Raw genomic sequence first — 14862 nt, forward strand, 5'->3', positions numbered from 1 at the left:
GGTGGAGGGCGTGTCCCGAACCGCTCCACCCCGCGATGACGCCGCCGTCCGCCTCACCGGCCTGCGCAAGTCCTACGGCACCGTCACCGCGGTCGACGGGATCGACCTGACGATGCGCCGCGGCTCGGTGCTGGCGCTACTCGGCCCCAACGGGGCGGGTAAGACGACGACGGTGGAGATCTGCGAGGGCTTCACCGCCCCCGACGCCGGCGAGGTGCGCGTGCTCGGACTCGACCCGCGCGCCGATAACGATGCGCTGCGCGCCCGCATCGGCGTGATGCTGCAGGGCGGCGGCGCCTACCCGGGCGCCCGCGCGGCCGAGATGCTGCGCCTGTGTGCCGCCTACAGCGCCAACCCCCTCGATCCCGAGTGGTTGCTGGACGTCCTCGGCCTGAGCTCGGTCGGCAAGGTCCCGTTCCGCCGCCTCTCCGGTGGCCAGCAACAGCGGCTGTCGCTGGCCTGTGCGCTGGTAGGACGGCCGGAGCTCGTCTTCCTCGACGAGCCGACCGCCGGCCTCGACGCCCACGCGCGGATCGTCGTGTGGGACCTCATCACCGCCCTGCGCGCCGACGGCGTGAGCGTGCTGCTGACCACCCACATGCTCGACGAGGCCGAGGGGCTGGCCGACGACATCGTCATCATCGACGCCGGGCGCGTCGTCGCCTCGGGAACCCCGCAGGAGCTGACCTCCCACGATGCGGGCGGTCTGCGGATCTCCGCGGCCGCCGGGATCGCGATCACCGACACCGCCGGCGCGGTCAGCCGTGCCTGCGGGGGCGCGCCGGTCACCGGCGCGGAGACGGCGCCGGGCACCTACCTGCTGCGCGGCCCCACGACGCCGACAGCGATCGCCGCGGTCACCGCGTGGTGCGCCGAACAGGACGTACAGATCACCGAGTTGCGCGTCGACGGGTCGAGCCTGCAGGACGTCTTCCTCAATCTGACCGGCCGGGAGGTCCGTGCATGAGTACCGACACCGCCCCCGCCTTCGAGCCGGGCGTCTTCGCGCCGGCGCCCCGGCCCGCACCGGTCGCGTCGATGATCGCCGCCCAGTCCGCGCTGGAGCTGCGCCTGCTGCTGCGCAACGGCGAGCAGTTGCTGCTGACGATGTTCATCCCGATCACCCTGCTCATCGGCCTGTGCCTGATCCCGCTGTCCACCGATGCCGGCGACTCCCCTTCGGCCCGCGCCCACACCTTCTTGCCGGTGATCCTGGCCGTCGCGATCATGTCGACGGCGTTCACCGGCCAGGCGATCGCGGTCGGATTCGACCGCCGTTACGGCGCGCTCAAGCGCCTCGGGGCCACCGCCATCCCGCGGTGGGGCATCATCGCCGGGAAGTCGATCGCCGTGCTGATCGTCGTCCTCGCGCAGATGGTCCTGCTCAGCGGCATCGCGGCCGTGTTCGGCTGGCGGCCCAACGCGGGCGGGATGGGCTATGCGGCCGTCGCGATCGTGCTCGGCACGGTGATGTTCGCGGCCTTGGGGCTGGCGCTGGGCGGCACCGGCAAGGCGGAAGTCGTCCTCGCCGCGGCCAACCTGATCTGGTTCGTCCTGGCCGGTTTCGCGAGCCTGGTGGTTTTGGGTTCGCGCGTCCCCGACGGGGCGCGCACCTTCGCCCGCGGTACCCCGTCGGGTGCCCTGGCCGACGCGCTGCGCGAGGCGGGCGAGGGCCGCTTCGCCCTCCCCGCCTTCCTTGTGTTAGCCGTGTGGGCCGTGCTGGGCACCGCCGCGGCGGTGAAGTGGTTCAGATTCGACTGAGCTCGTCGCGCTCGCCCACCGCGACGCGGGGACGCATGACCTGGTACAGAATGGCCGTTTCGGCGACCACCGAACACGCGCCGGCCACGTGGAGCACCACGAGCAGCGCCGGGACGTTGGTGAAGTACTGGACGATGCCGATCAACGACTGCGCCACCACGGCGATGATGACGATGCGACTGCGCCGCAGGACGACCGGGTCGGGTTCAGCGCGACGGATCACCAGGAGCGCCGCCAGGATCAGCGCCAAGTAGACCACGACGAGCAATCCGTGCACGGTGGTCAGCAGCGGAATGCTCACCTTGAGCCGGTCGATCGCCTCGGGCCTGGTGCGGTCGCCGGCGTGGGGTCCGGCACCGGTGACCGTCACCCCCGCGGCCAGCGCCAGGGACAACGCCACCACCGAGGCGGCGACGAGGCGGCGGGCCGTCGGCGGCGCCGCATCGACGCGGACCCCGTCGTCGGGCTGGGCGACCTTCGCGTAGAGGGTGGCCGCGATCCAGACCATCGCCGCCGAGACGAGCAGGTGGGCGCCGACCACCCACCACTTCAAGCCGGTCAGCACGGTGATCCCGCCGAGGACCGCCTGCGCCACCGTCGAGGCGGGCAGGATCCACGCGTAGACGAGGACCTCGCGGCGCCGACGTGCCCGGGACACGGCCAGGACGACCGCGGCGGCGGTGGTGACGACGATCCACACGGCGATCTGTCGGTTGCCGAATTCGATGGCCTGGTGCCACCAGGGCACCTCTTCGGAAGGCAGCGGCAGCAGCGAGTCGTCGTGGCACTTCGGCCAGGTCGGACAGCCCAGACCGGACCCGGTCACGCGGACCACCGAACCGGTGAGGGCGATCAGCGCTTGGGCCAGCAAGGCGGCGAGCGCGATGCGCCGCTGCGTGCGGAGTCCGGGCAGGGGCAGGAGGTCGACGACGCGGTACCACGTCGCGACGATCGGGTTGGCGGCCACGACGCTCATACTACGCAGTGTCGTAGATTCGCAGGTCGCGGGGGCGAATCAGTCGAGCTCGGCGCTGTTGCGGGCCTTCGGGAACCGGGTCTGGTGGGCCACCCAGCCGGCCATCTTGCGCCAGTGCGACGGCGCAATCCGCGCGGTCGAGACCAGTTCGCGGGTCCACTCGTCGGAGACGCTCAGCCCGTCCACCGCGTCGACCACCGCCTGGGCGGTCGCCTCGTCGGCGACCACGCGGTCGCCAAGGTATCCGCCGTCGCCGCCGACGAGGGTGATGCGCACCCCGGCCTCGCCGATCGGCTGCAGGACCGCGGTCGCCGAACCGCCCTCGCGGCTCACGTACCGACGGATGGAATGGACCACCCCGGCGGGGGCGGAGGGGCCGGTGGTCTCGGCAGTCGTCTGCGCGCTGTCCTCGCTCATGGCAACGATGATACTTCGCCGCCGGGCCGCGGCGGGTCGCCGGTGTTGCGGCCCGGCGCACCGGGTGTACAACTGGGAACATGCACGCGATCGTGGTGACCGAACACGGCGGACCCGACGTCCTGGCCTGGCAGGAGGCACCGGATCCGGTACCCGGCCCGGGGCAGGTCGTCGTCGACACGCGGGCGGCCGGGGTGAACTTCATCGACACCTATCTGCGCCGCGGCCTGTACCCCAGCCATCCGCCCTACATCCCGGGATCCGAGGGTGCCGGCGTCGTGGCCGTCGTCGGCGAGGGCGTCACGGGGATCGCCGTCGGCGACCGGGTCGCCTGGTGCGATGCGGCCGGGTCGTATGCGCAGCGGGTCGTCGTCGGTGCCGATCGCGCGGTGCCCGTCCCCGCAGCGATTGCCGACGACGCGGCCGGGACGATGCTGTTGCAGGGGCTCACCGCCGACTACCTCCTCGACGGTGCCGCCCATCCGCGCGCCGGGGACACCATTCTCGTGCACGCCGGGGCCGGCGGGGTCGGCCTGATCCTGACCCAGCTGGCCGTCGCGGCCGGGATCACCGTCATCACCACGGTCTCCTCCGACGAGAAGGAAACACTGTCCCGCGGTGCCGGGGCCACCCACGTGCTGCGCTACGGCCCGGACCTGGCCGCCCGCGTCGCCGACCTCACCGACGGCAAGGGCGTGGCGGTGGCCTACGACGGGGTCGGTGCGGACACCTTCGAGCAGAGTCTTGCCGCGACGCGGATCCGCGGCACCGTCGTCCTCTTCGGCGCCGCCAGCGGTCCGGTTCCCCCCTTCGACCTGCAGCGGCTCAACGGCGCCGGGTCGTTGTCGGTGACCCGCCCGACGCTCGCGCACTTCATCGCCGACGCCGCGGAGTTCGCCCTGCGCAGCACCCGTTTCGTCGAGGCGGTGGCCGGCGGTGCGGTGGCCATCCGCGTCGGGGCGCACTACCGGCTCGCCGACGCGGCACAAGCGCATCGAGATCTCGAGTCGCGGAAGACGACCGGGTCGATCGTGTTGACCGCCTAGCACCCGACCGCAGCGGGATCGAGGGCCCGGCTCAGGAGAAGTAAGACGCGATGGTCGGCAGGTGGAACACCGCGTCGATGGCCAGACCGCAGAACAGGGCGGCCAGGTACTCGTTGGACTGGAGGAAGACCTTGAGCGGGACGACTTCCTTGCCGGCCCGCGTCTCGCGGTACAGCTTCCACACGCGCTGGGTGAACCAGGCACCCGCGGCGATCGCGACGGCGGCGTAGATGACTCCGGTCGCCGGGATCAGCACCAGGGAGGTCACCACCGTCGCGACGGTGTAGATCACCATCTGGCGGGTGACGTACTCCTCGGTCGCCACCACCGGCAGCATCGGCACCCCGGCCGCCTCGTAATCCTCGCGGTAGCGCATGGCCAACGCCCAGGTGTGCGGCGGCGTCCAGAAGAAGATCACCAGGAACAGCACGACCGGCTGCCAACTCAGCGATCCGGTGACCGCGGCCCAGCCGACGAGGGTCGGCATGCATCCTGCCGCACCGCCCCACACCACGTTCTGCGACGTGCGGCGTTTGAGGATCAAGGTGTAGACGCCGACGTAGAAGGCGATCGTGATCATCACCAGGATCGCCGCCAGCAGGTTGGCGAACCGCCACAGGACGACGAACGACGCCGCGCCGAGCACGATGCCGAAGACGAGTGCCGCGCGCGGGGTCACCGCGTGGCGGGCCAACGGCCGGCGCTGGGTCCGCCGCATCTTCTGGTCGATGTCGGCGTCGGCGACCATGTTCAGGGTGTTGGCGCTCGCCGCACCCAACCAACCGCCGATGAGCGTCGCCGCGATCAACCCGATGTCGACGTGGCCGCGGTCGGCTTGGAGCATCACCGGGATGGTCGCGACCAGCAACAGCTCGATCACCCGCGGCTTGGTCAGGGCGATATAGGCCGCAAGGATGTTGCGCACGCGCGTGGGCACCGAATCTTCGGGCGAGTGATCGACCACCGGGCTCGTGCCCGCGCGCTCACCGCTCACCATGCCACTCCGCACTTGTTGGGACTCTTTCCGCGGGACCGGACCGGTCGACCGCGGATCGCACTACTACGAAGTGTAGACCGGGACTCGCCGGCGACCGAACCGGGCCGTTCACCGCCGCCCCTTCTGTCGTCGGGCCACTTCCCTACTAGGCTGAAGCTGACACCGTCACGCCCATCCCAGGAGAACGCACCACCGTGGTCCACACCGACGAGATCGCCAAGCTGACCCAGCCCGCCCATCCCGACGACTGGACCGATGTCGACACCGCCGCGGTGGACACCGCCCGGCTGCTCGCCGCCGACGCCGTGCAGAAGTGCGGCAGCGGCCACCCCGGCACCGCGATGAGCCTGGCCCCGCTGGCCTACACCCTGTTCCAGCGCGTCCTCCGCCACGACCCGACCGACCCCGAGTGGGTGGGCCGCGACCGGTTCGTCCTGTCCTGCGGGCACAGCAGTCTGACCCTGTACGTCCAGCTGTACCTCGGCGGTTTCGGACTCGAACTCGACGACCTCAAAGCCCTTCGCACCTGGGGCTCGCTGACCCCCGGCCACCCGGAGTACCGCCACACCAAGGGCGTGGAGATCACCACCGGCCCGCTCGGCCAGGGCCTTGCCTCCGCCGTCGGCATGAGCATGGCGTCGCGCTACGAGCGCGGCCTGTTCGACCCCGACGCCGCGCCGGGCGCCAGCCCCTTCGACCACTTCATCTATGTCATCGCCTCCGACGGCGACATCCAAGAGGGCGTCACCGGCGAGGCCAGTTCGCTGGCCGGGACCCAGCAGTTGGGCAACCTGATCGTCTTCTACGACCAGAACCAGATCTCTATCGAGGACGACACCGACATCGCCCTGTCCGAGGACGTCGCCGAGCGCTACCGGTCCTACGGATGGCACGTGCAGAACGTCGACGGCGGAGAGAACGTCGTCGGGATCGAGGCAGCCGTGCAGGCGGCCAAGGCGGTGACCGACCGTCCGTCGCTGATCTGCCTGCGCACCGTAATCGGCTACCCGGCGCCGACCAAGATGAACACCGGCTCGGCCCACGGCGCGGCCCTGGGCGCCGAGGAGATCGCCGAGACGAAGAAGATCCTCGGCTTCGACCCCGAGGCCGACTTCGCGGTATCCGACGAGGTCATCAGCCACACCCGCTCGCTGGCCGAGCGGGCCGCCGCGGTGCGGGCCGACTGGACCGCCGCCTTCGACGCCTGGGCCGCCGGTGCGCCGGACCGCAAGGCACTGTTCGACCGGCTGCACGCCCACGAACTCCCCGACGGCTGGCGCGACGCCCTGCCGAGCTGGAATGCCGGCGAGTCCGTCGCAACCCGCAGCGCCTCGGGCAAGGTGCTCGGCGCGCTCGGCCCGGTGCTGCCCGAGCTGTGGGGCGGCTCGGCCGACCTCGCCGGGTCGAACAACACGACCATCGCCGGGGCGAAATCCTTTGGCCCGGCGTCGATCTCCACGTCGACCTGGACCGCCGACCCGTACGGGCGCACCCTGCACTTCGGGATCCGCGAGCACGCGATGGGCGCCATCCTCTCGGGCATCGTGCTGCACGGCCCGACGCGCGCCTACGGCGGCACCTTCCTGCAGTTCGCCGACTACATGCGCCCGGCCGTCCGACTGGCCGCGCTGATGGAGATCGACCCGATCTACGTGTGGACCCACGACTCGATCGGCCTCGGCGAGGACGGGCCGACCCATCAGCCCATCGAGCACCTGGCCGCGCTGCGGGCGATCCCCCACCTCGACGTGATCCGCCCGGCCGACGCCAACGAAACCGCCCACGCCTGGGCACAGGTCTTGACCCGGCGCGACAACCCGGCGGGCCTGGCCCTGACCCGGCAGAACGTGCCGGTACTGGAGGGCACGTCCGCGGAGGGCGTGGCCGCCGGCGGCTACATCCTCGCCGACTCGACGGGCGAGACCCCCGACGTCGTCCTCATCGCCACCGGCTCGGAGGTCCAGCTTGCCGTGCAGGCCCGGGCCGCCCTGGCCGAGACCGGCGTCGACGCCCGCGTCGTCTCCATGCCCTGCGTCGAATGGTTCGACGCACAGCCGCAGGAGTACCGGGATTCGGTGCTGCCGCCGCAGGTCCGGGCGCGGGTCGCGGTGGAGGCCGGAATCGCATTGACCTGGTACCGATTCGTCGGCGACGCCGGCGAGATCGTCTCCATCGAGCACTACGGCGCCTCGGCCGGATACGAGGTTTTGTACGAGAAGTTCGGCGTGACCGCCGCCGCCGTCACCGAGGCGGCGCAGCGCTCCATCGCCAAGGCGAAGTAACCACCCGGCCGGCGCGGCCGACCCACCATCTGAAGGAGTGGCCCGAATGAGTACGAACGAGCGTTTGGCGGAACTGAGTGAGGCCGGGGTCTCGGTCTGGCTCGACGACCTGTCGCGCGATTTGCTGCGCAGCGGCCGGCTGGCCGAGTTGATCGCGACCCGGTCGGTGGTCGGCGTGACGACCAACCCGTCGATCTTCCAGGCCGCCCTGTCCGCCGGCGACAGCTACGCCGAGCAGGTTGCCGCGCTGGCCGCCGGCGGCGCCGATGTCGACGCCGCGATCCGCACCATCACCACCGACGACGTGCGCGACGCGTGCGACGTCTTCGCACCGGTCTTCGTCGAGTCCGACGGCGTCGACGGCCGGGTGTCGATCGAGGTGGATCCGCGCCTGGCCCACGACACCGACGGCACCGTCGCGCAGGCGATCGAGCTGTGGCAGGCGGTCGACCGGCCCAACCTGCTCATCAAGATCCCGGCCACCAAAGCCGGTCTGCCGGCGATCACCCGGGTGCTGGCCGAGGGCATCAGCGTCAACGTGACGCTGATCTTCTCCGTCGACCGCTACGGCGAGGTCATCGAGGCCTTCCTCGACGGGCTCGACGCCGCGCTCGCCGCCGGCCACGACATCGCGACCCTGCACTCGGTGGCGTCCTTCTTCGTCTCGCGCGTCGACACCGAGATCGACAAGCGTCTCGAGGCGATCGGCACCGACGAGGCGCTGGCCCTGCGCGGCAAGGCCGGGCTGGCCAACGCCCGCCTCGCCTACGCGCGCTACCTCGACGTCTTCACCCGGGAGGTCCGGTTCCCCGATCTGGCCGCGCAGGGCGCCCGGCCGCAGCGGGCGCTGTGGGCGTCGACGGGCACCAAGAACCCCGACTACGCCGACACGCTCTACGTCTCCGAGCTGGTCGCCCCCGACACCGTGAACACGATGCCGGGCAAGACCATGGAGGCCTTTGCCGACCACGGATGGGTCGACCGCGAGTCGATCATCGGCCAGGAGGCCTCGGCCCGGGAGACGATGACCCAGATCGCCGCCGCCGGCGTCGATCTGGACGACGTCTTCGTCCTACTCGAGGACGAGGGCGTCACCAAGTTCATCGACGCGTGGTCGGATCTGCTGGCCGCGACGGCGGACCAACTCGGCGCCAAGGCCTGACGCCGGTGCCGTCCGCCCGTGCCGCACGTCGGCACAACCCGCTCCGCGACGAGAACGACAAGCGGCTACCCCGGATCGCCGGCCCGTGCAGCATGGTGATCTTCGGCGTCACCGGTGACCTCGCGCGCCGCAAGTTGATGCCGGCGATCTACGACCTGGCCAACCGCGGGCTGCTGCCGAGCGGTTTCGCCCTCGTCGGGTTCGCCCGGCGCGACTGGGCCGACGAGGACTTCGCCCAGATCGTCCACGACGCGGTGCGCGCCCATTCCCGCACCCCGTTCCGCGAGGACGTGTGGCGCGAGTTGGCCAAGGGCTTCCGGTTCGTCCAGGGCACCTTCGACGACGACGACGCCTTCGCGCGGTTGTCGTCGACGCTGACCGCCCTCGACGCCGAACGCGGCACCGACGGCAACCACGCCTTCTACCTCTCGGTTCCGCCCGACGCCTTCCCCGTGGTCTGCGACCAGCTGAAGCGCTCCGAACTGGCCCAACCGCATGAGGGTCGGTGGCGGCGCGTGGTGATCGAGAAGCCCTTCGGGCACGACCTGGCGAGTGCGCGCAAACTCAACGAGGTCGTCAACAGCGTCTTCCCCGAGGACTCGGTGTTCCGCATCGACCACTACCTCGGCAAGGAGACCGTGCAGAACATCCTGGCGCTGCGCTTTGCCAACCAGCTGTTCGACCCGGTGTGGAGCGCCCACTACATCGACCACGTCCAAATCACCATGGCCGAAGACATCGGTCTGGGCGGCCGTGCCGGCTATTACGACGGCATCGGCGCCGCGCGCGACGTCATCCAGAACCACCTGCTGCAGTTGTTGGCGCTGGTGGCCATGGAGGAACCGGTGTCGTTCGCCCCGTCCGAGTTGCAGGCGGAGAAGATCAAGGTCCTCTCCGCCACGCGCAACATCCTGCCGCTGGCGGAGAACTCCGCGCGCGGCCAGTACGGCCCCGGCTGGCAGGGCAACGAGAAGGTCTGCGGCCTGCTCGACGAGGAGGGCTTCGCCCACGACTCGACGACCGAGACCTATGCGGCCATCGCGCTGGAGGTCGACACGCGCCGATGGGCGGGTGTGCCGTTCTACCTGCGCACCGGCAAACGCCTGGGGCGCCGCGTCACCGAGATCGCGCTGGTGTTCAAACGGGCGCCGCACCTGCCCTTCGATGCGACGATGACCGAGGAGCTCGGACAGAACGCCCTGGTCATCCGGGTACAGCCCGACGAGGGGGTGACGCTGCGATTCGGCTCGAAGGTGCCGGGATCGTCGATGGAGGTGCGCGACGTGAACATGGACTTCAGCTATGGCGAGGCGTTCACCGTCGCCTCGCCGGAGGCCTACGAGCGCCTCATCCTCGACGTGCTCCTGGGCGAACCGTCGTTGTTCCCGGTCAACGAGGAGGTCGAGTTGTCCTGGGAGATCCTCGACCCCGTCCTCGACTCGTGGGCCAAGAAGGGCAAACCGGAGACCTACGAATCGGGCACCTGGGGGCCGCACAGCGCCGACGAGATGCTCGCGCGCACCGGCCGGAGCTGGCGGCGACCATGATCAAGACACTCTCAGACACCTCGACCACCGAGATCTCCAAGGAACTCGTGCGGATGCGCGACCTGGGCGGCGCGGTGACGATCGGTCGCGTCCTGACGCTCATCGTCAAGACCGAGCCCGGGGATGACACCGAGGCGGCCATCGCCGCGGCCAACGAGGCCAGCCGCGAACACCCCTGCCGCGTCATCGTCGCCGCGGCGGCCGACCGCCGCAAGGGCGCCCGGCTCGACGCCGAGATCCGGGTCGGCGGTGACGCCGGCGCGTCGGAGGTCGTGGTCCTGCACCTGTTCGGAGAACTCGGCGCCCACGCGCACGCGGTGGTGACGCCGTTCCTGCTGCCGGACACCCCGGTGGTCACCTGGTGGCCGGGTACCTCCCCGAAGAACCCGGCCCGCGACCGGTTGGGCGCCTTGGCCGGCCGGCGCATCCTCGACGGGACCAACCGCTTCGACGCCCAGGGGATCGTGGCCCAGCGCCTGCGCAGCTACTCCCCCGGCGACACCGACATCGCATGGGCGCAGATCACCCCGTGGCGGGCCCTGCTGGCCGCCGCTTTCGACCGGGTGCCCGCGCGCAAGCCGCTGGCGGTGCGGGTGAGCGGCCCGGGCCCGTCGGTCGGATTGGACCTGCTCGCGGGTTGGTTGGCCGAATGCCTGCGCGTCCCGACCGAACGCCTCACCGGGGACCTCGGCGTCGACATCGACTGTGCCGACGGCCTGCTCTCCCTGACCGCCGACGGACCGGACACCCTGGTGCGCGACCCCGGTCGCCCCGATGTGCGCAGTCCTTGGCGCGAGCGGACCACCGGCGAGTGCCTCGCCGAGGAACTCCGCCGCCTCGACCCCGACGAGACCTATGCCCGTGCGCTGCACGGCACGAAACGGCTCCTGCACACCACGAGGTGATGAGATGACCCCCGCACCACAGACCCCCGCACCACAGACGTCGATCCACCCCGGTGCCGCGGGCCTGGTGGCCGCCGCCGCCGACCGGCTCGTCGACACCATCGCCGCGGCCCAGCGCGAACGCGGCCTGGCCCGGGTCGTCCTCACCGGCGGCAGCAACGGCATCGCACTGCTCGAGGCGCTCGTCGGCCGGGCGGCCGAGATCGACTTCCCGGCGCTGCACCTCTACTTCGGCGACGACCGGTTCGTCCCTGCCGACGACGGGGACCGCAATGTCGGCCAGGCCCGCGCCGCCCTCCTCGACGACCCCGACGCCTCCGGGTGCCGCGTGTTCGAGATGCCCGCCTCCGACGGCGAGTTCGGCGACGACATCGTGGCCGCCGCGGCGGCGTACGGGGCGGTCGTCGATGCACTCGAGCCGGGGCCCGACGGCGCGGTATTCGACGTCCACCTGCTGGGGATGGGCGGAGAGGGCCACATCAACTCCCTGTTCCCCCACACGCCCGCCGTCGCCGAGACCTCCCGGTCGGTGGTCGCGGTCACCGACTCACCCAAGCCGCCGCCGCGGCGCATCACCCTGACGCTGCCCGCGGTGAACTCGTCACGGCAGGTGTGGTTCCTGGTGGCCGGCGCCGACAAGGCCGAGGCGGTCGCCGCCGGCGTGCACGGCGCGGCGGCGGCCGATTGGCCGTGCGCCGGGGCCCACGGACGGGACGCCACGGTCTGGTTCCTCGACGAGAACGCCGCCGCGCAGCTCTGATCTCCCGGCCCAATCACCGAAATCGGACCCCGATATCCGGTCTGCACGCCTGGCTGTAAGTTGAGTCACACCATGACTAGGAAGGCAGGATTGTGATCGCATCGACCATGCAGACCGGCGAGCTGACCATTGCGCGACTGGTGGAGTACAGCCGTCGCACTTTCCCCGAAACCGGGGTCACCACTTGGACCGGTTCCGAGTTGCGCCCCATCTCCTTCCCGGAGCTCGGCGACCGCAGCGCGCAGCTTGCGCATGCCTTGGCCAAGCTCGGCATCAACCGGGGTGACCGCGTCGCCACGTTCATGTGGAACAACAACGAGCACCAGATCGCCTACGGCGCGGTCCCCGCGATGGGCGCGGTTCTGCACACCCTGAACCTGCGGCTCTCGCCGGAGCAGGCGGTCTTCATCATCAACCACGCCGACGACCAGGCCATCATCGTCGACGCCTCGCTCGCCCCGATGCTCGCGCAGTATGTGAAGGGCACCCCGGGGGTGCGCCACATCATCGTCGCCAACGGACCGGCCAGCGCCTTCGAGGCCCCCGAGGGCATCACCGTGCACTCCTTCGACGAACTCATCGCCGACGAGCCGACCACCTACGAATGGCCCGAGATCAGCGAGACCGACGCCGCGGTGATGTGTTACACCTCCGGCACCACCGGCGACCCGAAGGGCGTCGTGTACAGCCACCGGAGCATCTGGCTGCACTCGATGCAGGTCTGCAGTTCGTCGGGCATGGGACTGGGCAACACCGACTCGGTGCTGGCGATCGTGCCGATGTTCCACGTCATGTCGTGGGGCCTGCCCTACGCGGCGATGATGGCCGGTCTCACGCTGGTCATGCCGGACCGGTTCCTGCAGCCCGAGCCGCTGCTGGCGATCATGGCCGCCGCGAAGCCGACCTTCGCCGCCGCGGTGCCGACGATCTGGCAGGGCGTGGCCGCGCAGCTGGCCGCCACGCCGCAGGACATCAGCCACCTGCGCGAGGTGGTCGTCGGCGGAGCGGCGGTCCCGCCGTCGATGATCCGCCAGTTCGACGGGTTCGGCGCACCGATCACCCACGCCTGGGGCATGACCGAGACGTCGCCGCTGGGCACCGTGTCGCGACCGCCGTTCGGCGTTGCCGACGACGACGCCTTCGCCTATCGCGTCACCCAGGGCCGCTTCCCCGCCTCGGTGGAGGCCCGCCTGGTCGCCGACGACGGTTCGATCCTGCCGTGGGACGGCGAGGCGGCCGGCGAGCTGCAGGTCCGTGGGCCGTGGATCACCGGCGCCTACTACTCGCCGGAGGGCAACGTCTCCAACGACGACAAGTTCGCCGACGGCTGGCTGCGCACCGGCGACGTCGCGACCATCAGCCCGGACGGGTACATGACGATCGTCGACCGGACCAAGGACCTGATCAAGACCGGCGGCGAGTGGATCTCCTCGGTCGAGTTGGAGAACACCATCATGTCCAACCCGGCCGTCACCGAGGCCGCCGTCGTGGCGGTTCCCGACGACAAGTGGGATGAGCGGCCGTTTGTGCTGGCCGTCGTCGCCGACGCGACCGACGCGGACCCGACCAAGCTGCGCGCCCACCTCGGCGACCTGGTCCCCCGCTGGCAATTGCCCGAGCGCTGGGCCTTCGTCACCGAGGTCCCCAAGACGTCGGTCGGCAAGTTCGACAAGAAGCGCATCCGCGCCGAGTACGCCGACGGCGCCTACGAGGTCCTCGAGGTGCGCGACTAGGACCGGTTCCACCCGCTCCGACGAGTCTTGACCGATACCCCCCCTGGGTATACCTTGGGGGGGTATCGGCGGTTCGGCAGCGAACCGCCCCGACCAGCGAGGGGTTGCCATGAGCACGGCTCAGTACCAAGTCACCGGGATGACCTGCGGGCATTGCGAGGCGTCGGTCCGCGAAGAAGTCGACGGGGTGGCCGGCGTCACCGACGTCCAGGTCAGCTCCGCCACCGGTTCGCTGACCGTCACCGCCGCCGGCGACGTCGACGACGCCGCGATCCTGGCCGCGGTCACCGAGGCCGGCTACTCCGCAGTCCGGGCCTGACGGGGCCGGGGTGAACGCGCCGAGCCGCCTGGCCCTGTTCGCCGCCGGGCTGGTCGCCGTCTTCGTGGCCGCATTGCTGGTGGGGCGCTATGCCGTCCCCGACCAACACGGGCGCGACGCCTCCCCCAATCAGCACGACCAGTCCACCGCCCACGGCACCCACGACGATGACCACGCCGCCGTCGCCGGCACCAGCCGCACGGCGCAGGGCTATGCGCTGACCGGGCTCACCGGCCCCGTACGGGCCGGCGACACCGCGACGCTGCACTTTTCCATCACCGGCGCCGACGGCAAGCCGCTCACCGACTTCCGCACCGCCCACGAGAAGCAGCTGCACCTGATCGTGGTGCGCGCCGACGGGGCACATTTCGCCCACCTGCATCCGCAGCGCGACGGGGCAGGCGTGTGGCGCACCCCGTGGCGCGCCGCGGCCGCGGGCACCTACCGGGTCCTGGCCGACTTCGTCCCCGGCGACCGAGACGGTGACACACCGGTCGTCCTGGGCAGCGACCTGCAGGTCGGCGGCGACTTCGCCCCGGTCTCGGCCCCGCCGAGCCGGATCAGCACCGTCGACGGGTTCACCGCGACGCTGACCGGCGACCTCTCCCCCGATGCGGCGCAGACGCTGACCATCCGGGTGGCCCACGACGGGCACCCGGCGCCGTTGCAGCCCTACCTCGGCGCCCGGGGACATCTGGTGGCGCTGCGCAGCGGCGACCTCGCCTACACCCACGTCCACCCGCTCGACACCGCCGAGGGCAATCACGGCGGCCAGGGAGGACACGAAGGCCACGGGGACAGCGGGGAGCACGGCGCGCACGGGGAATCCGGCACGGTCGCCTTCCACGCACAGGTCCCGTCGAGCGGGCGCTACCTGCTCTACTTCGACTTCCAGGTCGACGGCGTCGTGCGCACCGCCGCCTTCGTGGTCGACGCCGCGCACTGAGCACCACCACC

General features: G+C 71.0%; 14 protein-coding genes. 11 read left to right on the top strand and 3 right to left on the bottom strand.

Annotation, left to right across the window (positions count from 1 at the left end):
• Nucleotide 1: 1 nt before the first annotated feature.
• Both nbrcactino_RS10560 and nbrcactino_RS10565 read left to right on the top strand, forming a co-directional pair.
• On the top strand, nt 2–967 hold the full coding sequence (locus tag nbrcactino_RS10560) for an ABC transporter ATP-binding protein (protein WP_161927310.1): 966 nt from the start codon (nt 2–4) through the stop codon (nt 965–967).
• The gene (locus tag nbrcactino_RS10565) at nt 964–1761 is read left to right on the top strand and encodes an ABC transporter permease (protein ID WP_161927311.1); all 798 of its coding nucleotides are present in this window, start codon (nt 964–966) and stop codon (nt 1759–1761) included. The genes nbrcactino_RS10560 and nbrcactino_RS10565 overlap by 4 nt, the downstream gene beginning before the upstream one ends.
• On the opposite strand, the gene nbrcactino_RS10570 is transcribed toward nbrcactino_RS10565, so the two are convergent.
• Nucleotides 1748–2737, bottom strand: coding sequence for a COX15/CtaA family protein (locus tag nbrcactino_RS10570; protein WP_161927312.1), 990 nt, complete (start codon nt 2735–2737; stop codon nt 1748–1750). The two genes, nbrcactino_RS10565 and nbrcactino_RS10570, sit on opposite strands and share 14 nt — an antisense overlap.
• A 39-nt stretch (nt 2738–2776) precedes the next feature.
• Nucleotides 2777–3154 carry a hypothetical protein gene (locus tag nbrcactino_RS10575; RefSeq protein ID WP_161927313.1) on the bottom strand — a complete coding sequence of 126 codons (378 nt, stop codon included), beginning with the start codon at nt 3152–3154 and terminating at the stop codon, nt 2777–2779.
• Nucleotides 3155–3234: 80 nt separating this feature from the next.
• Here nbrcactino_RS10575 and nbrcactino_RS10580 point away from each other — a divergent pair, with 80 nt between their 5' ends.
• Complete coding sequence (locus nbrcactino_RS10580; protein ID WP_161927314.1) at nt 3235–4200, top strand: quinone oxidoreductase family protein; 966 nt, start codon at nt 3235–3237, stop codon at nt 4198–4200.
• Nucleotides 4201–4231: 31 nt separating this feature from the next.
• On the opposite strand, the gene nbrcactino_RS10585 is transcribed toward nbrcactino_RS10580, so the two are convergent.
• Nucleotides 4232–5197, bottom strand: a complete 966-nt coding sequence (locus tag nbrcactino_RS10585) for a heme o synthase (protein ID WP_161927712.1) — start codon at nt 5195–5197, stop codon at nt 4232–4234.
• 194 nt (nt 5198–5391) lie between these two features.
• On the opposite strand from nbrcactino_RS10585, the gene tkt reads away from it, so the two are divergent.
• The 8 genes from tkt (at nt 5392) to nbrcactino_RS10625 (ending at nt 14851) form a co-directional block, all read left to right on the top strand.
• Entirely contained in the window at nt 5392–7479 is a 2088-nt protein-coding gene (gene tkt / locus nbrcactino_RS10590) for a transketolase (RefSeq protein WP_161927315.1), read from the top strand.
• Between the two features lie 46 nt (nt 7480–7525).
• The gene (tal, locus tag nbrcactino_RS10595) at nt 7526–8641 is read left to right on the top strand and encodes a transaldolase (protein ID WP_161927316.1); all 1116 of its coding nucleotides are present in this window, start codon (nt 7526–7528) and stop codon (nt 8639–8641) included.
• 5 nt (nt 8642–8646) lie between these two features.
• A complete protein-coding gene (gene zwf, locus nbrcactino_RS10600; RefSeq protein WP_161927713.1) occupies nt 8647–10188 on the top strand; it encodes a glucose-6-phosphate dehydrogenase in 1542 nt (513 codons plus the stop codon).
• Entirely contained in the window at nt 10185–11093 is a 909-nt protein-coding gene (locus nbrcactino_RS10605) for a glucose-6-phosphate dehydrogenase assembly protein OpcA (RefSeq protein ID WP_161927317.1), read from the top strand. The genes zwf and nbrcactino_RS10605 overlap by 4 nt, the downstream gene beginning before the upstream one ends.
• Nucleotides 11094–11097: 4 nt before the next feature.
• Nucleotides 11098–11853 carry a 6-phosphogluconolactonase gene (pgl, locus tag nbrcactino_RS10610; protein ID WP_161927318.1) on the top strand — a complete coding sequence of 252 codons (756 nt, stop codon included), beginning with the start codon at nt 11098–11100 and terminating at the stop codon, nt 11851–11853.
• 92 nt (nt 11854–11945) lie between these two features.
• Nucleotides 11946–13586, top strand: coding sequence for a long-chain fatty acid--CoA ligase (locus nbrcactino_RS10615; RefSeq protein WP_161927319.1), 1641 nt, complete (start codon nt 11946–11948; stop codon nt 13584–13586).
• Nucleotides 13587–13695: 109 nt separating this feature from the next.
• Complete coding sequence (locus nbrcactino_RS10620) at nt 13696–13905, top strand: heavy-metal-associated domain-containing protein (RefSeq protein WP_161927320.1); 210 nt, start codon at nt 13696–13698, stop codon at nt 13903–13905.
• A gap of 10 nt (nt 13906–13915) precedes the next feature.
• Nucleotides 13916–14851 (top strand): DUF8832 domain-containing protein, encoded by a 936-nt coding sequence (locus nbrcactino_RS10625; RefSeq protein ID WP_161927321.1) that lies wholly within the window; start codon nt 13916–13918, stop codon nt 14849–14851.
• Nucleotides 14852–14862 lie beyond the last annotated feature (11 nt).

The sequence above is a fragment of the Gordonia crocea genome, assembly GCF_009932435.1.
GTDB lineage: Bacteria > Actinomycetota > Actinomycetes > Mycobacteriales > Mycobacteriaceae > Gordonia > Gordonia crocea.